Source organism: Streptomyces sp. NPDC001100 (assembly GCF_053598575.1).
Genome location: NZ_JBSFKO010000034.1, coordinates 65,538 through 89,190, shown reverse-complemented (window position 1 = coordinate 89,190; position 23,653 = coordinate 65,538). Strand labels below are relative to the sequence as shown.

The following is a 23,653-nucleotide window of genomic DNA, read 5'->3' as shown; positions in this document are numbered from 1 at the left end:
CGGGGCCTCTCACGGCTTGCCTATTGCTTGCTGCACTGCGAGACGACCTGCTGCTCTTCCTCCGAAAGACTGGGACCGGGGCTGGGAGTTGCAGACTGGGTCGGGGACGGGGACGTCTTGGCCGAAGGTGACGGCGTGGCCTTGGACGTGAGGGAGGTGCTGGTGGTTCCCGTGGTGCCGGTGGGCTTGCCGGCGGCGGCCTCGCGCTCGGACTGCTTCTTGCACGCGGAGGCCTGCACCGCCAGGTCGTCGATCTTCTTCTGGGCGTCCCGGAGACCACCCTCGGCGATCGTCGCCTTGACCTGCTTCTGCTGGTAGGGCGGCAGGTACTTGAGTTCGATGTCGGGGTGGTCCTTCTCCACCTTCGACAGCGAGACCCAGGCGAGGTCCTGGCTGATGCCCCGGTACAGCGCGACGTGTTCGCCGTTGGCGCCGACGAAGTACTGCGTCTGCGTCCAGCGCCAGCCGCCGTAGAGACCGCCGCCGATGACGGCCAGCGTCAGCACGGTGTAGAAGGATCTCTTCAGCCACCTGCGGCCCTTGGCGGGCTTCACGAAGTCGTCGTCGGTGTAGTCCCCGAAGCTGCCCGCGGGGACGTAACCCGTCGTGTCGCCGGAGCCGGGCGGGCCGAACTCGCCGCCCCCGCCGCCCTGTCCGGGCACCTGGCGGCCGAGGCCGGAGGCGCGGCCGGCCGGGGTCTGCATGATGCCGTTGTCGTGGAGGTGGTGCTGGTTCTCGGCGACCGCGCCGACGATGACCGGGGTGTCCGACAGCTGCGCGGCGAGGGTGTCGCCGGTGTCGAGGTCCAGGACGTCGGCGATGATCACCGTGATGTTGTCGGGGCCGCCGCCGCGCAGCGCGAGCTGGATCAGCTCCTGCACGGTCTCCTGGGGGCCCTGGTAGCTGGCGAGAGTGTCCTCCATCGTCTGGTGGGAGACGACTCCGGACAGCCCGTCCGAGCAGATCAAGTACCGGTCGCCGGCGCGGACTTCACGGATCGACAGGTCCGGCTCGACGTGGTCGCCGCTGCCGAGCGCGCGCATCAGGAGGGCGCGCTGCGGGTGGGTGGTGGCCTCTTCCTCGGTGATCCGGCCCTCGTCGACGAGGCGCTGCACCCAGGTGTGGTCCTGCGTGATCTGGGTCAGCACGCCGTCGCGCAGCAGGTAGGCGCGGGAGTCGCCGACATGGACGAGGCCGAGCCGCTGCCCGGTCCACAGCAGGGCGGTGAGCGTGGTGCCCATGCCCTCCAGCTGGGGGTCCTCCTCGACCATCATCCGCAGTTGGTCGTTGGCCCGCTGCACGGCGGTGCCGAGCGAGGTGAGGATGTCGGAGCCGGGCACGTCGTCGTCGAGCGAGACGATGGTGGAGATCACCTCGGAGGAGGCGACCTCACCGGCGGCCTGGCCGCCCATGCCGTCGGCGATCGCGAGGAGGCGTGGACCGGCGTAGCCCGAGTCCTCGTTGCCCTCGCGGATCATGCCTTTGTGCGATCCGGCGGCGAAGCGCAGTGACAGACTCATGCGCACCTCGCCCGTCGGCTCCGGGTACATCCGCACGGTGCCCACCCTCCGGTCGGGAGCGCGCCGGGGTCCGCCAGGCGGTCCGCCGGTGCGTGCTCGCTCCGCTCGCGCTCATTCATGACGTGGCACTACTTCCGCAGCTCGATGACGGTCTTGCCGATGCGGATCGGCGCGCCCAGCGGAATCGGTGTGGGGGTCGTCAGCCGGGACCGGTCCAGGTACGTGCCGTTGGTGGATCCGAGGTCCTCGACGATCCACTGGCCGTCGCGGTCCGGGTAGATCCTGGCATGCCGGCTGGAGGCGTAGTCGTCGTCCAGCACGATCGTCGAATCGTGCGCCCGGCCCAGGGTGATGGTCTGGCCCTGGAGGGCGACGGTGGTGCCGGTGAGGATTCCCTCGCTGACGACCAGTTTGGTGGGGGCGTTACGGCCCCGCCGGCCGCCCCCGCTCGGCTGTTGCTGGCGCTGCTGCGGAGGCGCCGCCTGCCGGGCGGCCTGTTGCTGCGGTCGTCCGGCTTCCCGTCGCGAGCCGCGCTGTGTGACACGCGTTCCGAACAGGTCGCTGCGGATGACCTGCACGGCCACGATCACGAACAGCCACAGTACGGCCAGGAAACCCAGCCGCATGACCGTGAGGGTCAGCTCTGACATTGCCCCCGCTTCACCCTTCGGCTTGCCGGTAAATGATGGTGGTGCTGCCCACGACGATCCGCGAGCCGTCGCGGAGCGTAGCGCGGGTGGTGTGCTGCCCGTCCACCACGATGCCGTTGGTGGACCCGAGATCCTGGATCGTCGAGGGCGTTCCGGTCCGGATCTCACAGTGCCGGCGGGATACGCCGGGGTCGTCGATCCGCACGTCGGCTTCGGTGCTGCGGCCCATCACCAACGTCGCGCGGGAGATCTGATGGCGGGCGCCGTTGATCTCCACCCAGTACCGCATCCGCACGCCGGGCGCCGGGGCGGCGGGCGCGGACTGGAGGTACGGCGCCGAGCCGCGGCCACCGGGCGGCGGTGCGGCCGGCATGGGCGGCGGGGCGCTCGCGGGGGCGGCGGGCGGATAGCCGTAGCCGCCGGGCCGTCCCGCGGCCGGCGGTGCCGCCGGAGCGGGGGTGCCGGGTGCCTGCTGGTTGGTGGAGGAGGCGAGCGTACGACTGCGCACCCGGTACAGACCGGTGTCGAGGTCCTCGGCCTTCTCCAGGTGGACCTTGATGGGTCCCATGAAGGTGTAGCGCTGCTGCTTGGCGTAGTCGCGGACCATGCCGGCGAGCTCGTCGCCGAGCTGGCCGGAGTAGGGGCTGAGCCGCTCGAAGTCCGGCGTGCTCAGCTCCACGATGAAGTCATTGGGTACGACGGTCCGGTCGCGGTTCCAGATCGTCGCGTTGTTGTCGCACTCGCGCTGGAGCGCGCCGGCGATCTCGACGGGCTGGACCTCGGACTTGAACACCTTGGCGAAGGTGCCGTTGACCAGACCTTCGAGGCGTTGCTCGAACTTCTTCAGGACTCCCATGGGGCACCTCCTCCGTCGTTGCCGCACCGGTTGTCGTACCGACTGCCGTGCCGGCTGCCTTGGTACTGCTTACTGATCGTATCCACGCGCCGGTAAATCGGCTGGTTCCCCCTTGTCGGCCCGTCGAACTCCTTCTGCACTACTCCTGCCCAGGATCGTAGAGGGGGCCGCAGACAAGTGTCCCGCACCTGACTGTGGACCTTGTCCTCCTCATGGGGAGATGGCCGCTACCGGTACGAGGTTGATACGTGAACCGGCCCACGTTGATACGTAGCGGGAGGTGCGAGGTGTTCGGAGGGGGCGCCGGTGGTCCCCGGGGCAGGTCACGGGGTGCGGATAAGGGATGTGAATCCACCCCGGGCACCGTGCTAATCTTCTGCATGTCGGAAGGCGCCAGCCCCCTGGGGGAACAGCCCGAAGACACACCCAATGCGCGGGTGGCGGAATAGGCAGACGCGCTGGATTCAGGTTCCAGTGCCCGAAAGGGCGTGGGGGTTCAACTCCCCCCTCGCGCACAGACGGAAGCCCCTCAGGTCCCAGACCTGAGGGGCTTCTTCTTGTGTGGTTCTCACCTCAGGTGAGGACAATCACAGCTTCTAGGCGGCCAGTCGTTCCGCCAGTTCCTTCGCCTTGGCCGCCGCGTCGTCGAGGGCGCGCTCGCGGGACGCCTCGTAGAGGGGGACCAGGTCGGCCATCGCCGGGTTCTGTGGAGCCATGGTGAGCTCCGGCACGATGAACTCCAGTTCCGTGCCGAGGGCGTCGACGAAGACCGCGCGGAGATAGGTCTGCACGTACTCGAAGCCCTCGCGCGGGGTGCCGGGGCCGTAGGCGCCGCCGCGGCTGGCGATCACGGTGACCGGGGTGCCCTTGATCTTCGAGTCCTCGGTGCCGGCGGTGCGGCCCATGAGGATCACGTTGTCCAGCCAGGCCTTCAGGGTCGAGGGGATGGCGAAGTTGTACATCGGGGCGCCGATCAGCACCGCGTCCGCCTGTTCCAGTTCCTCTATGAGCCGCACCCGCTCGGCGAAGGCCGCCGCCTGCTCGGGCGTGTGCGTCGCCGGGTCGGCGAAGCCGGCGGTGTGGGCGTCGGCGGTGATGTGCGGGACGGGGTTCGCGGCGAGATCGCGGTGGATCACCGTGCCCTCCGGGTGCTGTTCCTCCCAGGACGTGCGGAAGGCGTCGGCGACGGCGCGGGAGGCGGAGGCGCCGGCGGGGAACACGGAGGAGTCGATGTGCAGAAGCGTGGCCATGGAGGTCTCCAGGGGGCTGGACCTGCCGAGCATTGTTTTGCTCAGCAGCTGAAGTTTCGTACTCGACTATGAATAACACAGGTACTTACTTTTTTTCATCACGATTCCGGAGGGCAGTACCCTGAGGCCATGACGGTCGAGCAGGAACACGGCACGGACCTGTGCAAGCAGGTCGACAAGGGCATCACCCGTGTCTTCCAGCTGTTCGGAAAGCGCTGGACCGGGCCGATCGTGGCCGTCCTGATGGCACAGCCCATGCACTTCTCCGACCTGCGCCGGGCCATCCCGGGCATCAGCGAGCGCATGCTCTCCGACCGGCTCACCGAGCTCGGCGCCGCCGGACTGCTCGTCCGCGAGGTCGACGAGGGCCCGCCGCTGCGCGTCTCCTACCGGCTGACCGGGGCAGGCAAGGCGCTGGAACCGGCGCTCCGGGAACTCGGCGAGTGGGCCAAGGTGCATCTGCCCGAGGGGTGGGAGTCGGCGGGCTGCTGAGGCGTGGCGCCGGGCGGTCGTCGAGGCCCGGCCCGTGCGGGGTCCGCCGGGCGCCGTGGGTTTTCCACAGGCGCTGCGCTGTCCACAGGTCCCGAGTTGTCCACAGGGCCTGACGTGTTTTCGCCACCGGCTGTACGGTCGTCGCGAGTTGATGTTCGTGCGTGCGCAAGTGCGGGGGAGGCGGTCGGTATGACCGAGGCCGGAATCGGTGTGGGGCGCAGGCTGCCCGGGGTGCGGGGCTTCGCCACCTGGCCGGTGGAGGGATCGCCCAAGGAAGAGGGCAGGGCGCTGCGGGAGAGCGTCCCGCGCAGTGCGCACGCCGTGCTCGACCTGGACGGCTCCCGCCCCGACGCGGTGACCGCCGTCGAGGAGTCGGGCCGCGGCCGCATCCCCGGGCTCACGCCGATACGGGTGGGCCGGATGGCGGCCACCCCCTTCGCCTTCCTGCGCGGCTCGGCCGGCCTGATGGCCCACGACCTCGCCCGCACCCCCATGACCCGGATCGGCGCCCAGATCTGCGGCGACGCCCACGCGGCCAACTTCGGCCTGTACGGAGATGCCCGCGGCGGCCTGGTCATCGACCTGAACGACTTCGACGAGACCGTGCACGGCCCCTGGGAGTGGGACCTCAAGCGGCTCGCCGCCTCGCTGGTGCTCGCGGGCCGGGAGGCCGGCGCCGACGAGGACACCTGCCGTACGGCGGCGCACGGCGCGGTGGGCTCCTACCGCCGCACCATGCGGCTGCTGGCGAAGCTCCCGGTGCTGGACGCGTGGAACGCCATCGCGGACGAGGAGTTGGTCTCGCACGCCGACGCCCGTGACCTGCTCGGCACCCTGGAGCGGGTCTCCGAGAAGGCGCGGGGCAACACCAGCGGGCGGTTCGCGGCCAAGTCGACCGAGGCCGCCGAGGACGGCGGGCGCCGCTTCGTCGACGCCTCACCGGTGCTGCGCCGGATCCCGGACGAGGAGGCCGCGGCGGTCGCGGCGTCCCTGGAGGCGTATCTCGACACGCTCTCCGAGGACCGCCTCCCGCTGCTCGCCCGGCACACGGTGCACGACGTCGCCTTCCGCGTCGTCGGCACGGGCAGCGTCGGCACGCGGTCGTACGTCGTGCTGCTGCTGGACCACCGCGGCGAACCGCTCGTCCTCCAGGTCAAGGAGGCCCGCCCCTCGGCGCTGGTGCCGCATCTGCTCACCGCCGGGTTCGAGGCCCCGGCCGTCCCGCACGAGGGCCGGCGCGTGGTGCTCGGGCAGAAGCGGATGCAGGTCGTCAGCGACATCCTGCTGGGCTGGACGACGGTCGACGGACTGCCGTTCCAGGTACGGCAGTTCCGCAACCGCAAGGGCAGCGTCGACCCCGCCGCCCTCGCCGCCGACCAGATCGACGACTACGGCCGGATGACCGGCGCCCTGCTGGCCCGTGCCCACGCCCACAGCGCCGACCCGCGCCTGGTCGCCGGGTACTGCGGCAAGAACGACGAACTGGACGAGGCGATAGCGACGTTCGCCGTCGCCTACGCCGACCGCACCGAGGCGGACCACGCGGAACTGGTGGCGGCGGTGCGGACGGGGCGGATCGCGGCGGAGCTGGGGGTGTGAGGTCCTGGTGGAGCCGCCCGGGCACGCTGTTCGTCGCCTGCCGGGACCTGTCGGCCGAGGGGGCGGTGGCCGACTGTCCGGAGGCGAGGGGCGGCCGTGGCCTACGCTGGTCGGGTGACGACCCCGGAAGCTGAGCAGTCCCAGTCCGCGCCCGTCGGAGAACCGGTGCCGGAGCAGGCGGGTGCCGAGGTGCCGTCTGCCCCCGGAGCCGCGGCGGGTGAGGGTTCCGTGCGCGAGGACACCGGGGGCGCCGAGGCCGGCACCGGCCCGGTGGACGGTGCGGCGCCCCGGCCCGAGGAGCGGCTGGAGCGGGCCGTGCGGGCGGCCGAGCAGGCGTTGATCGAGTACGAGATCGCGGTGGACACCTTCCGCATCGAGGTCGAGAACTTCTCCCGGCTGCACCACCAGAAACTCGGCCCGATGTACTCCCGGCTCGACGAGCTGGACGCGCGGATCGCCGAGGCGAAGGCCGCGCGCAGCGGCGACCCCGAGGACATCCGCCTGGCGGACGAGGCCCGCGCGCGGGTGATGCCGATGCCCGCGGTCGAGGAGCTGTTCCACGGCTGGATGGACGGCGACGGCCTGTTCCCGGAGGCCGCGGCGATGCTCACGGACCAGCCGGTACGGCCCCCGCAACGGGTGCGCCCCAGCGAGGAGGCCCGCAAGCTCTACCGCGAGCTGGTCCGCAAGGCCCACCCCGACCTGGCGCAGGACGACGACGAGCGCAAGCGGCGCGAGGAGTTCATCACCCGGGTCAACGCCGCCTACAGCCGGGGCGACGCCCCGCTGCTGCGCGAGCTGGCCGAGGAGTGGGCCGCGGGACCGGCCCCGGTGGAGCGCGGCCCGAGCCCCAGCGAGGAGCTCTACGCCCGCCTCGAATGGCTCGCCCAGCGCAAGGAGCTGCTCACCCTCGTCGCCCGGGAACTGGAGGAGGGCGCCATCGGCTCCATGCTCCGGATCGCCCCGGACGACCCCGACCGGCTCCTGGACGAGATCGCGGACCAGCTGCTCGCCCAAGTCGCCGAGCGGGAAGCCGAGTTGGCGGCCCTGCTCGGGGAGCCGGACACGTCGGGCGGGGCGTCGGGTAGCGTCGAGCCATGAGTTTCGGAGCTGGTGTGCCCACGGTCGAGGTCGGCGACCTCAAGGACGGCGACTTCCTGCTGGACGTCCGCGAGGACGACGAGTGGCAGGCGGGTCACGCCACGGGGGCGCTGCACATCCCCCTCAGCGAATTCGTGGCCCGGTACGGCGAGTTGACCGAGGCGGCGCCGCAGGACGGCAGGGTCCATGTGATCTGCCGTTCCGGCGGGCGCTCCGCCCAGGTCACCAACTATCTGACCCAGCAGGGCATCGACGCCGTGAACGTCGACGGTGGCATGCAGGTCTGGGCCGCGGCGGGCCGCCCGGTCGTCACGGACGAGGGCGAACCGGGCTTCGTTCTCTAGGACTTCGGAGTCCCTAGGCGAGCGGATGGGCCGCCAGCAGGTCCCCCAGCGCCTCCTCGTGTGCCGCCGCCGGGCCGAGCGACAGCTCCAGGTGCTTGGCCCAGGCGTGGTACCGGTGCAGGGCGTAGTCGGTGTCGGCGCCGAACCCTCCGTGCAGATGCTGCGCGGTCTGCACGACCCGTCGTACCCCCTCCGCCGCCCAGATCTTGGCCACGGCCAGGTCCGCTGCGGCGGGCAGCGCGCCCGGTGCGCCCGAGGCGATCCGCCACGCGGCCTGCCACAGCGTGGCCTCCATCGCGCGCAGGTCGATGTACCGGTCGGCGGCCTGCACGGCGACGGCCTGGAAGGTCGCGACGGGGAACCCGAACTGCTCGCGCCTGCCGGTGTATTCGGCGGTCATGCGCAGGACGGCGGTGCCGAGCCCGAGGGCCAGCGCGCAGGTGCCGGCGGTCAGCAGGTCGCGCAGCCACTCCCAGGCGCCGTCGGCGTCGATGACGTCGACCACCGCGACCGGCACGGATTCCAGGCGCAGTTCGGCGAGCCGCTCGCCGGTGGTGGAGATCTGCTCGGCGAGGACGACGCCGTCGCGGTCCGGGGCGACCAGCGCGAGGACGCTCCGGTCGGCGTCGGTGTGCGCCGGTACGACGACCAGGTCCGCGCCGAAGGCCCACGGCACCGCCGTCTGCACTCCGTCCAGCAGCCACCGGTCACCGTCCCGTCGCGCGGTCACGGCGAGCTCGGCAGGGTCGTGGCCGGTGCGCCCGTGCGCGGCGACGGTCAGCACGAGCTCGCCGCGGGCCGCCCGGGCGAGCAGGCCTGACCTCAGTTCCTTGCTCCCGAAGGTCTGCACGGCCGCCGCGGCGGCGCTGCTCTCCAGGAGCGGCACCCTGGCCAGCACCTTCGCGGACTCCCGCAGCAGCAGACAGAGGGCGATGGCGTCCAGGCCGGCTCCGCCGTACTCCTCGTCGAGCAGGAGGCTCAGCAGGTCGGCCTCGGCGAGCCTGGTCCACAGCGCCCGGTCGAAGTCCTCGGCGACGGCGCCCGTGGTGTCCGCCGGACTGGGCACGGAGTCCGGTACGACGTCGGCGAACACCCCCGCCGCCGCCTCGGCCGCCGCCTGCTGCTCCTCGCTGAAGGTGAAGTCCACGGTTCCCGTCCTTCCGCAAGACCTGATCTGACGGAGCGTCAAGATAGAACACGTTCTAGAAGAAGGGAACGGCTCGGCCGGTCGTCCCACGGACAACATGACAAGGTGCATGGCCTGTGAGGATCGGGACTGTGCCCGGAGCGCGGGTCTGAGTACCGTTCCGTGCGACGGACCGGAATCGGGAACGGGGCGGCATGGACACGAACGACGGAGGCTCTAACGCCCCCGAGGAGCCGCACGTGCCCGCGCAGCAGCCCCCGCACCCGCCTCTTCCCCCGCCTCCGCCCCCGCCCGCACCGGACCCGCCTGTCGGAGTCGCCGCGCTGTCCCTGCGCTACCAGGTGGGCGCCGCGCTGGCGGTCGCGGTCGTCGCGGTCGCCGCCTTGGTCCACCTCGGGATGGTGTTCCTGCACGTCGCGCCGTCGAACACGGTGACGAAGCAGCACGGCAAGGCGATCGACGAGTGGATCTACCCGGAGTTCGAGCAGAACTGGAAGCTGTTCGCGCCGAACCCCTTGCAGCAGAACATCGAGGTCCAGGTGCGCGCCGACATCCGCACGGCGGCCGGTGCGACCCGTACGACCGGCTGGTACGACCTCTCGGCCGAGGACGGCGCGGCCATCGACGGCAATCTGCTGCCGAGCCACACCGAGCAGAACGAGCTGCGCCGTGCCTGGGACTTCCTGACCGCCACCCACGACGGCGACAACCGCGCGATGGGTGTGCGCGGCACGCTCTCGGAGACGTATCTGCGTCGCATCGTCGTGCTGCGCCTGGACCGGGACGACGCGGCCGGAGCGGGCGGCACAGTCCAGCGCGTCCAGGTCCGCTCCGTCACCACCAATGTGCCCCCGCCCGAGTGGAGTGACGAGCAGGTGTCGACCACGCCCCAGTACCGCACGCTGCCCTGGTGGACGGTTCCGGCGGCCGAGGGCGCGGGAGGTGTCCGGTGAGCGCTTTCGCCCCGTCGGTCTCGCGCGGCATCGCCCGCGTCACGGAGTCGGCCCTCGGCCCGTACCAGAGCGCCGTGATCCGCATCGGCTTCGCCGCGACCTGGCTGCTGTTCCTGCTGCGCGAACTGCCCCACCGCCAGGAGCTCTACGGCCCCGACGGACCCTGGAGCTGGGACCTCGCCCGCCGACTGATCGCGGACAACGGCGCGTTCACGGCCCTGATGTGGTCGGACGGCCAGTTCTGGTTCGAGACGGTGTACGCGCTGGCCGTACTGGCGAGCGTCCTGCTCCTGCTGGGCTGGCGCACCCGCACGACATCGGTGCTCTTCATGGTCGGTGTGCTTTCCCTGCAGAACCGCAGCGTCTTCATGGGCGACGGCGGCGACAACGTCCTGCACCTGATGTCGCTCTACCTGGTGTTCACCCGTTGCGGCCAGGTCTGGTCCCTCGACGCGCGCCGCGCCGCACGCGCGCGTGGGGGGCGGACCTCCGACCGGGTGGGGCCCGTCCTGTGGGTGGTGCTGGGCGCGGTGCTCGTCGCGGTGACCTCGGCCGGCCGGTTCGACAGCGACTGGTTCGTGCCCGCGCTCCTGTGGGCCGTCTGGGTGGCGCAGGCCCTGTGGTGGGCGGTCGGGCGGTTCGCGAGGTCGTACGAGCCCCGGGTGCTGCTGGACGTCGTGGCGAACGTGATCCACAACGGCGCCCTGTTCGTCATCGCGGCCGAGGCCTGTCTGATCTACGCCACGGCCGGCTGGTACAAGATCCAGGGTTCCCGCTGGCAGGACGGCACCGCCGTCTACTACCCGCTCCACCTCGACTACTTCTCCCCCTGGCCCGGCCTGGCGGACGTGCTGTCCTCCAGCGGCACGATGGTGATGCTGGTGACCTACGGGACGGTGGTCGTGCAGGTCGCCTTCCCGTTCACGCTCTTCAACCGGCGGGTCAAGAACGTCCTGCTGGCCCTGATGATGACCGAGCACGCGGCGATCGCCGTGCTCCTGGGACTGCCGTTCTTCTCCCTGGCGATGATCGCGACGGACGCGGTCTTCCTGCCGACGTCGTTCCTGCGCCGGCTCGGCGGCTGGGCGGCACGCGCGCGGGCACGATGGTTCACGCGGGGCGGCCGTACGGTCCCGGACGAGGACCCGGAGGAGCCGCACAGCCCGGAGAACCCCGAGCACAGCCACGTAGGCTTCACCGCATGACCGACCCCGCAGCGGCCGACTGGCACCGGCTGGCCGACACCTCCGTGCTGCTCGACGGCTTCCACGCCCTCAAGCACGCGCTGCGCTTCGGCGCCGAGGTCCCGCTGGCGGTCACCACGGACCGGACGGCGGCCCTCGCGCTCGCCGCCGACCTCGCCCCCGACGTACGGGACACCCTGGACGCGCTGCTGACGGAGGTCCCGGAGGGCACGTACCGGTCCTTCGTCCCGCGCCCGCATCCCACCGGGGTGGCCGCCCTGGCGGTACGCCCCGCGCGCGCGGCCAACCTCCGGACGCTGGGGCACACCCCCCGCAGCGCGCCGGTGATCGTCCTCGACAACCCGCGCAACCTCGGCAACGCGGGCGCCGTGATCCGGCTCGCCGCCGGTTTCGGAGCGACCGGCGTGGTCACCACCGGCACGCTCGACCCCTGGCACCCCACGGTCGTGCGCGCCGGAGCTGGCCTGCACTACGCGACGGCCGTGGAGCGCCTGACGGTGGACGAGCTCCCGCCCGGCCCGGTGTTCGCCCTCGACCCGGAGGGCGACGACATCCGGGGACTCAAACTCCCGGACGACGCCGTCCTCGCCTTCGGCTCCGAACGCACCGGCCTGTCCACCGAACTGCGCACCCGCACGGACCACTTGGTGTCCCTACCGATGCAACCCAAGGTCTCCAGCTACAACCTCGCGACAAGCGTGGCGATGACCTTGTACCACTGGTCCACCGGAGCCTCCCTTTAGGGGCGCGGGGAACTGCGCGACAAGCCACGACGGACCTCTGGTCGCAGAACAACCGCACCCCCCGAGCTCCTAGGCGTCCCGACGAACCTCAACAACCCGGAACCGGTTGGCGACAAACGCCCCATCGCACAGCGCCGCGTTCGCCGCCGGGTTGCCCCCAGACCCATGGAAGTCCGAGAACGCGGCAGTCTGATTGACGAACACCCCGCCCGTGAGGTTCAGCGACAACTGCGCCGCCTCCTCCAGACAGACCTCCTCGACGGCCTTCTCGACCTCCTCGTCCGTGGTGTACGCCCCGACAGTCATCGCCCCCTTCTCCCGCACAGTCCGCCGCAACAACTCCACCGCGTCGTCCGCCGAGTCGACCGCGACGGCGAAGGAGACCGGCCCGAAGCACTCGCTCATGTAGGCGGCCTCGTCGTCCGGCTTGGCACCGTCCAGCTTCACGATCACCGGTGTCCGCACGACCGCGCCCGGGAACTCCGGGTTGGCGATCTCCCGTGAGGCGAGGGCGACTTCACCCAGTCCGGCAGCCGCCTCCAGGCGGGCCTTCACGTCCGGGTTGACCAGCGCGCCGAGCAGACCGTTCGCCCGGGCGTCGTCGCCCAGGAGGCCGTCCACGGACCGCGCGAGGTCGGCGACGACCTCGTCGTAGGACTTGGGGCCCTGGTCGGTGGTGATGCCGTCGCGGGGGATCAGGAGGTTCTGCGGGGTGGTGCACATCTGGCCGCTGTACAGGGACAGCGAGAAGGCGAGGTTGGAGAGCATGCCCTTGTAGTCGTCGGTCGACTCGACGACTACCGTGTTGACGCCGGCCTTCTCCGTGTAGACCTGCGCCTGGCGGGCGTTGGCCTCCAGCCAGTCGCCGAAGCCGGTCGAGCCCGTGTAGTCGATGATCCGGATCTCGGGGCGGGTGGCGAGCGTCTTGGCGATGCCCTCGCCGGGGCGCTCGGCGGCGAGCGCCACCAGGTTCGGGTCGAAGCCGGCCTCGGTGAGCACCTCACGGGCGATCTGCACGGTGAGCGCGAGCGGCAGTACCGCGCGCGGGTGGGGCTTCACCAGGACCGCATTGCCGGTGGCGAGGGAGGCGAACAGGCCCGGATAGCCGTTCCACGTCGGGAAGGTGTTGCAGCCGATGACCAGGGCGGTCCCGCGCGGGACCGGCGTGAACTCCTTGTTCATCACGAGCGGGTCGCGCTTGCCCTGGGGCTTGGTCCACTCCGCGACGGCGGGCGTGCGGACCTGCTCCGCGTACGCGTACGCCACCGCCTCCAGGCCGCGGTCCTGGGCGTGCGGGCCGCCCGCCTGGAACGCCATCATGAAGGCCTGGCCGCTGGTGTGCATGACCGCGTGGGCGAACTCGTGCGTCCGGTCGCTGATCCGCCTGAGGATCTCGATGGAGACCACGGCACGCGTCTCCGCGCCCGCGTCCCGCCAGGCCCGCTGTCCGGCGCGCATGGCCGGCAGCAGGACATCGAGGTCGGCGTGCGGGTACGTCACGCCCAACTCGATGCCGTACGGCGACACTTCGCCGCCCACCCAGTCGTCGGTGCCGGGCTGGCCGAGGTCGAGGCGGGTGCCCAGGAGGGCGTCGAAGGCGGCCTTGCCCGCCGCCGCGTCCAGGCTGCCGTGCTCGCCGTAGGCCTTGGGGTGTTCCGGGTGAGGGGACCAGTACGCGCGCGTGCGGATCGCTTCGAGCGCCTGGTCGAGTGTCGGCCGGTGCCGGGCGATCAGCTCGTGCGCGGTCGGTTCGGCGGCCATGCGGGACCAACTCCTCTTCTCACGAACTCGTCTGCGAGCTCATGACCTGGGTGGGAACAGGGAAAGGATCAGGGGCGGGAACAGGCGGTCAGAGTTAGAGTAACCGAACGATCGGTCGGGACAAGGGGGTCCGCCGCATCTGTGGAAAACCCTGTGCGGGAGGATCGCGGACATGACAGCACTGGACCTCAGCAGCCCCGTGGCCGTCGTCGGCACCGGCACCATGGGCCAGGGCATCGCCCAGGTCGCGCTGGCCGCGGGTCACGTCGTACGGCTGTACGACACCGTTCCGGGGCGGGCCCGGGACGCGACCGAAGCGATCCGCGCTCGGCTCGACCGCCTCGTCGAGAAGGACCGGTTCACCGCGGCCGACCGGGACGCCGCACACGGCCGTCTGCTGCCCGCCGAGACCCTCGCCGAGCTCGCGGACTGCACCCTGGTCGTCGAGGCCGTGCTGGAGCGGCTGGACGTCAAACAGCAGCTGATGCGCGACCTGGAGGACATCGTCGGCGAGGACTGTCTGCTCGCCACCAACACCTCGTCCCTGTCGGTGACGGCCATCGGCGCCGCCCTGCGCAACCCCGGCCGCTTCGTGGGCCTGCACTTCTTCAACCCGGCCCCGCTGCTGCCGCTCGTCGAGGTCGTCTCCGGGTTCGCCACCGACGTCACGTCCGCCACGCGCGCGTACCAGATGTCCCGCGCCTGGGGCAAGACCCCCGTCGCCTGCGCCGACACCCCCGGCTTCATCGTCAACCGCATCGCCCGGCCCTTCTACGCCGAGGCCTTCGCCGCCTACGAGGCACAGGCCGCCGACCCGGCCACCATCGACGCGATCCTGCGCGAGTCCGGCGGCTTCAGGATGGGCGCCTTCGAACTCACCGACCTCATCGGCCAGGACGTCAACGAGTCCGTCACACACTCCGTGTGGCAGTCCTTCTTCCAGGACGTGCGCTTCACGCCCTCGCTCGCCCAGCGCCGCCTGGTCGAGTCCGGCCGCCTCGGCCGCAAGACCGGGCAGGGCTGGTACGACCACGGCGACGACGCCGAGCTGCCCGAGCCGCACACCGCTGAACCGGCCCAGCCGCCCGCCTACGTCGTCGTCGAGGGCGACATGGGCCCCGCGGCCGACCTGGTCGCGCTGATCCGCGAGGCGGGCATCGTGGTCCGCGAGGAGGAAGAGGACCACGGCACCCGCATGGTGCTGCCCGGCGGCGGACAGCTGGCACTCGCCGACGGACAGACCTCCGTCGAGTTCCGTGACGTCGTCTACTTCGACCTCGCCCTCGACTACCGAAGGGCCACCCGCATCGCGCTGTCCGCCTCCCAGGACACCGCGTCGCAGACCCTCTCCGAGGCCACCGGCCTCTTCCAGGCGCTCGGCAAGGACGTCAGCGTCATCGGGGACGCCCCCGGGATGATCGTCGCCCGCACGGTCGCCCGGATCGTCGACCTGGCGCACGACGCCGTCGCCAAGGGCGTCGCCACCGAGGAGGACATCGACACCGCCATGCGACTTGGTGTCAACTACCCCCTGGGTCCGTTCGAATGGAGCCGCAGGCTAGGCCGCAGCTGGGCCTACGACCTCCTGGACGACCTGCACCTGCGTGATCCGTCGGGACGGTACGCGCCGTCCCTGGCGCTCTACCGCCACGCGTACGCCACCGAGAAGCGGGAGGGCACCCCATGACCACCGCCAAGCGCGACACGTACACCCCCGAGAGCCTGCTCTCCGTCGCCGTCCAGGTCTTCATCGAGCGCGGCTACGACGGCACCTCCATGGAGCACCTCGCCAAGGCGGCCGGCATCTCCAAGTCGTCGATCTACCACCACGTCACCGGCAAGGAGGAGCTGCTGCGCCGCGCGGTCAGCCGCGCCCTGGACGGTCTCTTCGGGATCCTCGACGAGGAGCACGCGCGCGCGGGGCGTGCCGTGGAGCGGCTGGAGTACGTCGTGCGGCGGATGGTCGAGGTGCTGACCTCCGAGCTGCCGTACGTGACGCTGCTGCTGCGGGTGCGCGGCAACACCGACACCGAGCGGTGGGCGCTGGAGCGGCGCCGGGACTTCGACCACCAGGTGGCCGAGCTGCTCAAGGCCGCGGCGGCCGACGGCGATCTGCGCGGTGACGTGGAGGTACGGCTCGCGACCCGGCTCGTCTTCGGGATGATCAACTCCATCGTGGAGTGGTACCGGCCCGACGGACGGGGCATGGGCGAGCGCGAAGTGGCCGACGCGGTGGCCCAGTTGGTGTTCGCCGGGCTGCGCGCCCCGCACTGAGCCGAAGCCGACCCGGGGCCCGCGCCGACCCCGGGCGGGGTCAGCCCTGCGGCTCCAGGTCCTCCTCCTCGAACACCAGCAGGGTGCGCGAACTCAGCACCTCGGGGATGGCCTGGAGCCGGGTGAGCACCAGCTCGCGCAGCGCCCGGTTGTCCGGAGTGTGCACCAGCAGCAGGACGTCGAAGTCGCCCCCCACCAGCGCGATGTGCGAGGCCCCCGGCAGCAGCCTCAGCTGCTCGCGGACCGTGCGCCAGGAGTTCTGCACGATCTTCAGGGTGATGTACGCCGATGTGCCCTGACCCGCGCGTTCGTGGTCGACCCGGGCCCCGAAGCCGCGGATGACACCGTCCTCGATGAGCCGGTTGATCCGCGCGTAGGCGTTGGCGCGCGAGACGTGCACCCGCTCGGCGACCGACCTTATCGACGCGCGGCCGTCCGCCTGGAGCATCTGGAGGATGTCCTGATCGATGGCGTCGAGCGGACGCGGGGGCGGCAGCTCGCGTCCCGCCTCCGGGCCGTCGGCCATTTGTTCAGGTGCCATGTCCCCCCGCCTCCCTACCATGGACGTACTGCGTTCATTTCAGGTTGTGGAGAACCGTTTGTCCACAGCCTGAAGCCGCCTGTAGCCAAAATGTGCCGACGACCGAACAATCGGTAGGGAGGCGCCGCACGTCCGAGGCGTCTCTCCGAGCCACTCCCACGAGGAGGTGCCGTCATGACGGTCATGGAGCAGCGGGGCGCGTACAAGCCCACACCGCCGCCCGCCTGGCAGCCGCGCACGGACCCCGCGCCGCTGCTGCCCGACGCCGTGCCCTACCGCGTGCTCGGCACCGAGGCCGCCGTGCGGGCCGACCCCGAGCTGCTGCGCCGCCTGTACGCCCAGCTGGTGTCCGGCCGCCGGTACAACGCGCAGGCGACCGCCCTCACCAAGCAGGGCCGGCTCGCCGTGTACCCCTCCACCACCGGCCAGGAGGCCTGCGAGGTCGCCGCCGCGCTGGTCCTCCAGGAGCAGGACTGGCTCTTCCCCAGCTACCGCGACACCCTCGCCGCCGTCGCCCGCGGCCTTGACCCCGTGCAGGCCCTCACCCTGCTGCGCGGCGACTGGCACACCGGCTACGACCCGCGCGAACACCGCATCGCCCCGCTGTCCACCCCGCTCGCCACCCAGCTCCCGCACGCCGTGGGCCTCGCCCACGCGGCCCGCCTCAAGGGCGACGACGTGGTCGCGCTCGCCATGGTCGGCGACGGCGGCACCAGCGAGGGCGACTTCCACGAGGCGCTGAACTTCGCCGCCGTCTGGCAGGCCCCGGTCGTCTTCCTGGTCCAGAACAACGGCTTCGCGATCTCCGTCCCCCTCGCCAAACAGACCGCCGCCCCTTCGCTGGCCCACAAGGCCGTCGGCTACGGCATGCCCGGCCGCCTGGTCGACGGCAACGACGCGGTCGCCGTGCACGAGGTCCTCGGCGACGCCGTACGGCGCGCACGCGAGGGCGGCGGTCCCACGCTCGTCGAGGCGATCACGTACCGCATCGAGGCCCACACCAACGCCGACGACGCGACCCGCTACCGCGGCGAGACCGAGGTCGAGGCCTGGCGCGCGCACGACCCGATCGCCCTCCTGGAGCACGAACTGACCGAACGCGGGCTCATCGACGAGGCCGGCATCCGGGCCGCCCGTGACGCCGCCGACGCGATGGCGGCCGAGCTGCGCGCGCACATGAACCAGGACCCGGTGCTCGACCCCATGGACCTGTTCGCCGATGTGTACGCCGAACCAACCCCCCAACTCCGCGAACAGCGCGACCAGTTGGCGGCGGAGCTCGCGGCCGAGCGGGAGGGGACGCACTCATGACCACCGTCGCCCTCAAACCGGCCACCATGGCGCACGCCCTCACCCGCGCGCTCCGCGACGCCATGGCGGCCGACCCCACCGTGCACGTCATGGGCGAGGACGTCGGCACCCTCGGCGGCGTCTTCCGCGTCACCGACGGCCTCGCCAAGGAGTTCGGCGAGGACCGCTGCACCGACACCCCCCTCGCCGAGGCCGGCATCCTCGGCACGGCCGTCGGCATGGCCATGTACGGCCTGCGCCCGGTCGTGGAGATGCAGTTCGACGCGTTCGCCTACCCGGCCTTCGAGCAGCTGATCAGCCATGTCTCCCGCATGCGCAACCGCACCCGCGGCGCCATGCCCCTCCCCATCACCGTCCGCATCCCCTACGGGGGCGGCATCGGCGGCGTCGAGCACCACAGCGACTCCTCCGAGGCCTACTACATGGCGACCCCGGGCCTGCACGTCGTCACCCCCGCGACGGTCGCCGACGCCTACGGCCTGCTGCGCGCCGCGATCGCCTCCGACGACCCGGTCGTCTTCCTGGAGCCCAAGCGCCTGTACTGGTCGAAGGACACCTGGAACCCCGACGAGCCCTCACCCGTTGAACCGATAGGCCGCGCCGTGGTCCGCCGCCCGGGCAGCAGCGCGACCCTCATCACCTACGGCCCGTCCCTGCCCGTCTGCCTCGAAGCCGCCGAGGCGGCCCGGGCCGAGGGCTGGGACCTCGAAGTCGTCGACCTGCGCTCCCTGGTGCCCTTCGACGACGAGACGGTCTGCGCGTCCGTACGGCGCACCGGCCGCGCCCTGGTCGTGCACGAGTCGGGCGGCTACGGCGGCCCGGGCGGCGAGATCGCGGCCCGCGTCACGGAGCGCTGCTTCCACCACCTGGAGGCACCGGTGCTGCGCGTCGCCGGGTTCGACATCCCGTACCCGCCGCCGATGCTGGAGAGGCACCACCTGCCCGGCGTCGACCGGATCCTGGACGCCGTGGGACGGCTGCAATGGGAGGCCGACAACTGATGGCACAGGTACTGGAGTTCAAGCTCCCCGACCTCGGCGAGGGCCTCACCGAGGCGGAGATCGTGCGCTGGCTGGTCCAGGTCGGCGACGTCGTCACCGTCGACCAGCCGGTCGTCGAGGTCGAGACGGCCAAGGCGATGGTCGAGGTCCCCTGCCCCTACGGCGGCGTCGTCACCGCCCGCTACGGCGAGGAGGGCACCGAACTGCCCGTCGGCGCCCCGCTGTTGACGGTCGCGGTGGGCGCACCGACCGCCGACACCGACTCGGAGACCGAGGGCTCGGGGAACGTGCTGGTGGGCTACGGCACCGGTGCGCCTCCCGCACGGCGACGCAGGGTGCGGCGGATGGCGGCGGACGTCGTGACCTCGGTCGCCGACGCCCCCGCCCCCGCAGCGGCCCCCGCCCCCGCCGCCGGGACCGACAGCCGTAGCGACGGTCCCGTACCCGTGATCTCGCCCCTCGTACGACGGCTCGCCCGCGAGAACGGCCTGGAACTGCGGGAGTTGACGGGTTCCGGGCGGGACGGGCTGATCCTGCGGGCGGACGTCGAGAAGGCGCTCCGCGCGGCGGCGGCCCAGGAGGCGATCGCGCAGGAAGCGACACTTCTGCCCCCGGCCACCGTCCCTTCGACCACGCTCCCCCCGGCCACGAACACCACCCCTGGCGCCGCCTCCGGCGGAGTCACCCGCATCCCCCTCCGCGGCATACGCGGAGCCGTGGCCGACAAGCTCTCCCGCAGTCGCCACGAGATCCCCGACGCGACCTGCTGGGTGGACGCCGACGCGACCGAGCTGATGAGTACCCGCGCGGCCATGAACGCCGTAGCCGGACCCAAGATCTCCGTACTCGCCCTCCTCGCCCGGATCTGCACGGCCGCGCTGGCCCGGTTCCCCGAGCTCAACTCCAGCGTGGACACGGAGGCGAGAGAGGTCGTCCGGTTCGACCGGGTGCACCTCGGGTTCGCCGCGCAGACCGAACGCGGGCTCGTCGTACCCGTCGTACGGGACGCGGGGGCGCGCAACGCGGAGGCGCTGAGCGTGGAGTTCGCCCGGCTCACCGAGGCGGCCCGGGCCGGGACGCTGACCCCCGGGGACCTCACCGGCGGGACCTTCACGCTCAACAACTACGGGGTCTTCGGAGTCGACGGCTCCACGCCGATCATCAACCACCCGGAGGCGGCCATGCTCGGGGTCGGCCGGATCGTCCCCAAGCCGTGGGTGCACGAGGGCGAGTTGGCGGTGCGCCAGGTCGTCCAGCTCTCGCTCACCTTCGACCACCGGGTCTGCGACGGCGGCACGGCGGGCGGTTTCCTGCGGTATGTGGCGGACTGTGTGGAACAGCCGACGGTGCTGCTGCGCAACCTGTGATCACGGAAGCCCGCACACGTTCCCTGTGATCAGGGCGGCACGCATACTCGAGGGGTGACCGCGGACGAGCCCACCGACACCGTGCCCGGCGTGTACGACGCCGTCGTGCTCGCCGGTGGTGGTGCCCGGCGGCTCGGCGGTGCCGACAAACCCGGGCTGCGCGTCGGCGGCCGGGCCCTGCTCGACCGGGTGTTCACCGCCTGCGCCCACGCCCGGACCACCGTCGTGGTCGCCGCCCCCCGGTCCACCTCCCGGCCGGTGCGCTGGGCGCGCGAGGACCCGCCCGGCGCGGGCCCGGTCGCCGCGCTCGACGCCGGTCTGCGCCACACCACGGCCGACACGGTCGTGGTCCTCTCCGCCGACCTGCCGTTCCTCCAACCGGCAACCGTACGGCGGCTGTTGACCGCCCTGCGGACCGGCGGCACCGAGGGCGCGCTGCTCACCGACGCCGACGGACGCGACCAGCCCCTGGTGGCCGCGTACCGCGCGCAGGCCCTCCGCCGCGAGCTGACCGCACTCACGGAGGAGCACGGCGGCCTCACCGGGCTGCCCCTGCGCCGGCTCACCGCCGCACTCGATCTCACCCGCGTCCCCGACCCCGTCGCGTCCTTCGACTGCGACACCTGGGACGACCTCGCCATCGCCAGGGCACGCATCAGGGAGCATGAGCACGTGTTGGATGAATGGATTTCCGCAGTCAAGGACGAACTGGGCATCGACCTGGACGTCGACACCGGCATCCTGCTCGACCTCGCCCGCGACGCAGCCCACGGAGTGGCCAGGCCCGCCGCCCCACTGACCACCTTCCTGGTCGGCTACGCGGCGGCGCAGCAGGGCAAGGGCGGCCCCGAGGCCGTAGCCGAGGCCGCCCGTAAGGCCACCGCCCTCGCGCTGCGCTGGGCGGACGAGGACGCTCCCGGGACCGGGTCCGGGGCCGACGCCAAGCCGGAGACCCCGTCCGACGCTCCCGGTCCGGACGCCGCCGGATGACCGCGCGCGGTACGCACACGCACACCGGCGAGCACACCCAGGACGGCGAGGACCTCGATGTCGAGGAGGTACTCGCCCTCGTGAACGAAGCCGGAACGGGCGGCCACGCCGAGCCCCCGCCCGCACCACGGGGCACGTCTCACACTCCCGCAGCATCCCGCGAACCGGACACCCGGCGGCACAAGGCCACCCCGTGGCCCGAGGCCCGTGCCATCGCCGCGCGCGCCGTACGGTCCGGCGGCCACCGTGCCCCCGTCTCCGTGCCCCTCGACTCCGCCCTCGGTCTGGTCCTGGCCGCGCCCCTCGTCGCCCTGAGCGACCTGCCCTCCTTCGACACCTCCGCGATGGACGGCTGGGCGGTCGCGGGCCCCGGCCCCTGGGATGTGCGTGAGGACGGGGTGCTCGCCGGGCACGCGGAGTCGGAGCCGCTCAGCGACGGCGAGGCCGTGCGGATCGCGACCGGCGCCCGGGTTCCCGCCGACGCCACCGCCGTCATCCGCAGCGAACACGGCCGTACCGACGACAAGGGCCGGCTCCACGCGGCCCGCGATGTCGGGCACGGCCAGGACATCCGCCCGCGCGGCCAGGAGTGCCGCAGCGGTGACCACCTCCTGCCCGGCGGGGCCCTGGTGACCCCGGCGGTGCTCGGCCTCGCCGCGGCCGCGGGCTACGACACGCTCACCGCCGTACCTCGCCCCCGGGTCGAAGTCCTCATCCTGGGCGACGAGTTGCTCACCGAGGGGCTGCCCCACGACGGGCTCATCCGGGACGCGCTCGGCCCGATGCTGCCGTCCTGGCTGCGCGCGCTCGGCGCCGAGGTCACCGCGGTCCGCCGGCTCCGCGACGACGAGAAGGCCCTGCACAAGGCGATCTCGGCCAGCACCGGGGACCTCATCCTCACCACCGGCGGCACCGCCTCCGGCCCGCTCGACCACGTCCACCCCACCCTGAGCCGGCTCGGTGCCGAACTCCTCGTGGACGGTGTGAAGGTGCGCCCCGGCCATCCCATGTTGCTGGCCCGCATCAAGGACGACCAGCACCTCGTGGGCCTGCCCGGAAACCCGCTCGCCGCGATCTCCGGCCTGCTCACCCTGGCCGAACCGCTGCTGCGGACCCTGTCGGCCCACCCCGCCCCGGAGCCGTACGCGCTGCCCCTCCAGGATGCGGTGCACGGGCACCCGTACGACACCCGGCTCATCCCCGCGGTCCTGCGCGGCGACTCCGCGATCCCGCTGCACTTCAACGGCCCGGCGATGCTGCGGGGGATCGCGGCGGCCGACGCGCTCGCGGTCGTACCGCCGGGCGGAGCGCGGCAGGGGCAGCGGGTGGAACTCATCGATCTGCCCTGGGCGGCCGCCGGAATCGGGGTGTGTTTCACGTGAAACAGTCGGGCCATGATGCGATCGCCCGCCAAGCGGACGAACATCTCGTGACCCATCGGGTGAAACTCCCGAAGAAAGTGGTCGAGCACCCCTTCCAACAGGTCGCCAAGCGGCTGTCCATCGCCCTGTTCCTGCTGGTCGCGACCGCGCTGATCGTCTATGCCGACCATGACGGCTACAACGACAACTCGGACGGCTCGGTCGACTTCCTCGACGCGCTGTACTACGCCACGGTCACCCTCTCGACCACCGGCTACGGCGACATCACCCCGGTCAGCGACAGCGCCCGGCTCACCAACATTCTCGTCGTCACGCCCCTGCGCGTGCTGTTCCTGATCGTCCTGGTCGGCACCACCCTGGAAGTCCTCACCGAACGCACCCGGGAGGAATGGCGTCTGAACCGCTGGAGGTCCGCGTTGCGGGATCACACCGTCGTCGTCGGCTTCGGCACGAAGGGGCGGTCGGCGATCCAGACCGTGTGCGCGACGGGGCTGAAGAAGGAACAGGTCGTCGTGGTCGACCCCAGTGCGAAGGCGATCGAGGCCGCGAGCAGTGACGGGTACGTCGGGGTCGTCGGGGACGCCACCCGCAGCGAGGTCCTGAAGCGCGCCGAGGTGCACAAGGCGCGGCAGATCATCATCGCGACCCAGCGCGACGACACGGCCGTGCTGGTGACCCTCACGGCCCGGCAGCTCAACCGCGGCGCGAAGATCGTGGCCGCCGTGCGCGAGGAGGAGAACGCGCCGCTGCTCAAGCAGTCCGGCGCCGACGCCGTCATCACCAGCGCCAGTGCGGCCGGCCGCCTCCTCGGCCTGTCCGTGCTCAGCCCCGCCGCCGGCATGGTCATGGAGGACCTCATCCAGCAGGGCAGCGGGCTCGACATGACCGAGCGGCCCGTCATAAAGGCCGAGGTGGGCAAGCCACCGCGGGAGACGGACGACCTGGTGGTGAGCGTCGTACGCGGGCACCGGGTGCTCGGTTACGACGACCCGTCGATCGGGACGCTTCAGTTGACGGACCGCCTCATCACCATCGTGCGGGTCTCGCCCGGCTCGCAGGTCGCGCCGGACATCCGGCCGCTGCCGGAGTGATCGACCCTCGGCGGTCGCCGTATCGGAAGTGACACACCTCGGCGGTCGCCGTATCGGAAGTGACACACCTCGGCG

General features: G+C 71.8%; 22 protein-coding genes and 1 tRNA gene. 16 read left to right on the top strand and 7 right to left on the bottom strand.

Annotated features, from left to right (window positions below; genetic code table 11):
- Positions 1-20: 20 nt before the first annotated feature.
- The 3 genes from ACWDEW_RS36825 to ACWDEW_RS36815 all read right to left on the bottom strand — a co-directional run bounded on the left by ACWDEW_RS36825 (position 21) and on the right by ACWDEW_RS36815 (position 3,026).
- Positions 21-1,550 carry a Stp1/IreP family PP2C-type Ser/Thr phosphatase gene (locus ACWDEW_RS36825; protein ID WP_450518900.1) on the bottom strand — a complete coding sequence of 510 codons (1,530 nt, stop codon included), beginning with the start codon at positions 1,548-1,550 and terminating at the stop codon, positions 21-23.
- A 98-nt stretch (positions 1,551-1,648) separates the two neighbouring features.
- On the bottom strand, positions 1,649-2,170 hold the full coding sequence (locus tag ACWDEW_RS36820; protein WP_019055182.1) for an FHA domain-containing protein FhaB/FipA: 522 nt from the start codon (positions 2,168-2,170) through the stop codon (positions 1,649-1,651).
- A 10-nt stretch (positions 2,171-2,180) separates the two neighbouring features.
- Positions 2,181-3,026: an FhaA domain-containing protein gene (locus tag ACWDEW_RS36815; protein WP_450518860.1), complete on the bottom strand. Its 846-nt coding sequence runs from the start codon at positions 3,024-3,026 to the stop codon at positions 2,181-2,183.
- Positions 3,027-3,457: 431 nt separating this feature from the next.
- Between ACWDEW_RS36815 and ACWDEW_RS36810 the strand changes: the two genes are divergently transcribed.
- Positions 3,458-3,541, top strand: a tRNA-Leu gene (locus tag ACWDEW_RS36810).
- Positions 3,542-3,622: 81 nt separating this feature from the next.
- On the opposite strand, the gene ACWDEW_RS36805 is transcribed toward ACWDEW_RS36810, so the two are convergent.
- Positions 3,623-4,276 (bottom strand): FMN-dependent NADH-azoreductase, encoded by a 654-nt coding sequence (locus ACWDEW_RS36805; protein WP_450518858.1) that lies wholly within the window; start codon positions 4,274-4,276, stop codon positions 3,623-3,625.
- A gap of 129 nt (positions 4,277-4,405) precedes the next feature.
- Here ACWDEW_RS36805 and ACWDEW_RS36800 point away from each other — a divergent pair, with 129 nt between their 5' ends.
- From ACWDEW_RS36800 to ACWDEW_RS36785, 4 genes are all read left to right on the top strand, one after another.
- Entirely contained in the window at positions 4,406-4,768 is a 363-nt protein-coding gene (locus ACWDEW_RS36800) for a winged helix-turn-helix transcriptional regulator (RefSeq protein WP_450518857.1), read from the top strand.
- Positions 4,769-4,957: 189 nt separating this feature from the next.
- Positions 4,958-6,367 (top strand): DUF2252 domain-containing protein, encoded by a 1,410-nt coding sequence (locus ACWDEW_RS36795; protein ID WP_450518855.1) that lies wholly within the window; start codon positions 4,958-4,960, stop codon positions 6,365-6,367.
- Positions 6,368-6,481: 114 nt separating this feature from the next.
- Positions 6,482-7,468 (top strand): J domain-containing protein, encoded by a 987-nt coding sequence (locus ACWDEW_RS36790; protein ID WP_450518853.1) that lies wholly within the window; start codon positions 6,482-6,484, stop codon positions 7,466-7,468.
- 14 nt (positions 7,469-7,482) lie between these two features.
- A complete protein-coding gene (locus ACWDEW_RS36785) occupies positions 7,483-7,812 on the top strand; it encodes a rhodanese-like domain-containing protein (RefSeq protein WP_093627907.1) in 330 nt (109 codons plus the stop codon).
- Positions 7,813-7,825: 13 nt separating this feature from the next.
- Here ACWDEW_RS36785 and ACWDEW_RS36780 read toward each other — a convergent pair whose 3' ends face one another.
- The gene (locus tag ACWDEW_RS36780; RefSeq protein WP_450518851.1) at positions 7,826-8,959 is read right to left on the bottom strand and encodes an acyl-CoA dehydrogenase family protein; all 1,134 of its coding nucleotides are present in this window, start codon (positions 8,957-8,959) and stop codon (positions 7,826-7,828) included.
- 194 nt (positions 8,960-9,153) lie between these two features.
- On the opposite strand from ACWDEW_RS36780, the gene ACWDEW_RS36775 reads away from it, so the two are divergent.
- From ACWDEW_RS36775 to ACWDEW_RS36765, 3 genes are read left to right on the top strand one after another with little or no spacing between them, the layout of a single operon-like run.
- Complete coding sequence (locus tag ACWDEW_RS36775; protein ID WP_450518849.1) at positions 9,154-9,912, top strand: DUF5819 family protein; 759 nt, start codon at positions 9,154-9,156, stop codon at positions 9,910-9,912.
- Positions 9,909-11,117 carry an HTTM domain-containing protein gene (locus ACWDEW_RS36770; RefSeq protein ID WP_450518847.1) on the top strand — a complete coding sequence of 403 codons (1,209 nt, stop codon included), beginning with the start codon at positions 9,909-9,911 and terminating at the stop codon, positions 11,115-11,117. Before ACWDEW_RS36775 ends, ACWDEW_RS36770 begins: the two co-directional genes overlap by 4 nt.
- The gene (locus ACWDEW_RS36765; RefSeq protein WP_450518845.1) at positions 11,114-11,860 is read left to right on the top strand and encodes a TrmH family RNA methyltransferase; all 747 of its coding nucleotides are present in this window, start codon (positions 11,114-11,116) and stop codon (positions 11,858-11,860) included. The genes ACWDEW_RS36770 and ACWDEW_RS36765 overlap by 4 nt, the downstream gene beginning before the upstream one ends.
- A gap of 69 nt (positions 11,861-11,929) precedes the next feature.
- Here ACWDEW_RS36765 and paaN read toward each other — a convergent pair whose 3' ends face one another.
- Positions 11,930-13,621 carry a phenylacetic acid degradation protein PaaN gene (paaN, locus tag ACWDEW_RS36760; RefSeq protein ID WP_450518843.1) on the bottom strand — a complete coding sequence of 564 codons (1,692 nt, stop codon included), beginning with the start codon at positions 13,619-13,621 and terminating at the stop codon, positions 11,930-11,932.
- 172 nt (positions 13,622-13,793) lie between these two features.
- On the opposite strand from paaN, the gene ACWDEW_RS36755 reads away from it, so the two are divergent.
- The gene (locus ACWDEW_RS36755; protein WP_450518841.1) at positions 13,794-15,308 is read left to right on the top strand and encodes a 3-hydroxyacyl-CoA dehydrogenase; all 1,515 of its coding nucleotides are present in this window, start codon (positions 13,794-13,796) and stop codon (positions 15,306-15,308) included.
- Positions 15,305-15,895 (top strand): TetR/AcrR family transcriptional regulator, encoded by a 591-nt coding sequence (locus tag ACWDEW_RS36750; protein ID WP_450518839.1) that lies wholly within the window; start codon positions 15,305-15,307, stop codon positions 15,893-15,895. The genes ACWDEW_RS36755 and ACWDEW_RS36750 overlap by 4 nt, the downstream gene beginning before the upstream one ends.
- A 40-nt stretch (positions 15,896-15,935) precedes the next feature.
- On the opposite strand, the gene ACWDEW_RS36745 is transcribed toward ACWDEW_RS36750, so the two are convergent.
- Positions 15,936-16,436, bottom strand: coding sequence for an Lrp/AsnC family transcriptional regulator (locus ACWDEW_RS36745; protein ID WP_427921344.1), 501 nt, complete (start codon positions 16,434-16,436; stop codon positions 15,936-15,938).
- A 174-nt stretch (positions 16,437-16,610) separates the two neighbouring features.
- Here ACWDEW_RS36745 and pdhA point away from each other — a divergent pair, with 174 nt between their 5' ends.
- The 6 genes from pdhA to ACWDEW_RS36715 are packed head-to-tail and all read left to right on the top strand — an operon-like array spanning position 16,611 to position 23,578.
- Complete coding sequence (gene pdhA, locus ACWDEW_RS36740) at positions 16,611-17,747, top strand: pyruvate dehydrogenase (acetyl-transferring) E1 component subunit alpha (protein WP_450518837.1); 1,137 nt, start codon at positions 16,611-16,613, stop codon at positions 17,745-17,747.
- Positions 17,744-18,748, top strand: coding sequence for an alpha-ketoacid dehydrogenase subunit beta (locus ACWDEW_RS36735; protein ID WP_450518835.1), 1,005 nt, complete (start codon positions 17,744-17,746; stop codon positions 18,746-18,748). Before pdhA ends, ACWDEW_RS36735 begins: the two co-directional genes overlap by 4 nt.
- Entirely contained in the window at positions 18,748-20,115 is a 1,368-nt protein-coding gene (locus ACWDEW_RS36730) for a dihydrolipoamide acetyltransferase family protein (RefSeq protein WP_450518833.1), read from the top strand. The genes ACWDEW_RS36735 and ACWDEW_RS36730 overlap by 1 nt, the downstream gene beginning before the upstream one ends.
- 54 nt (positions 20,116-20,169) lie before the next feature.
- A complete protein-coding gene (locus tag ACWDEW_RS36725) occupies positions 20,170-21,105 on the top strand; it encodes an NTP transferase domain-containing protein (protein ID WP_450518831.1) in 936 nt (311 codons plus the stop codon).
- Positions 21,102-22,487: a molybdopterin molybdotransferase MoeA gene (locus tag ACWDEW_RS36720; RefSeq protein ID WP_450518829.1), complete on the top strand. Its 1,386-nt coding sequence runs from the start codon at positions 21,102-21,104 to the stop codon at positions 22,485-22,487. Before ACWDEW_RS36725 ends, ACWDEW_RS36720 begins: the two co-directional genes overlap by 4 nt.
- Positions 22,484-23,578 (top strand): potassium channel family protein, encoded by a 1,095-nt coding sequence (locus ACWDEW_RS36715; protein WP_450518827.1) that lies wholly within the window; start codon positions 22,484-22,486, stop codon positions 23,576-23,578. Before ACWDEW_RS36720 ends, ACWDEW_RS36715 begins: the two co-directional genes overlap by 4 nt.
- Positions 23,579-23,653: the final 75 nt, after the last annotated feature.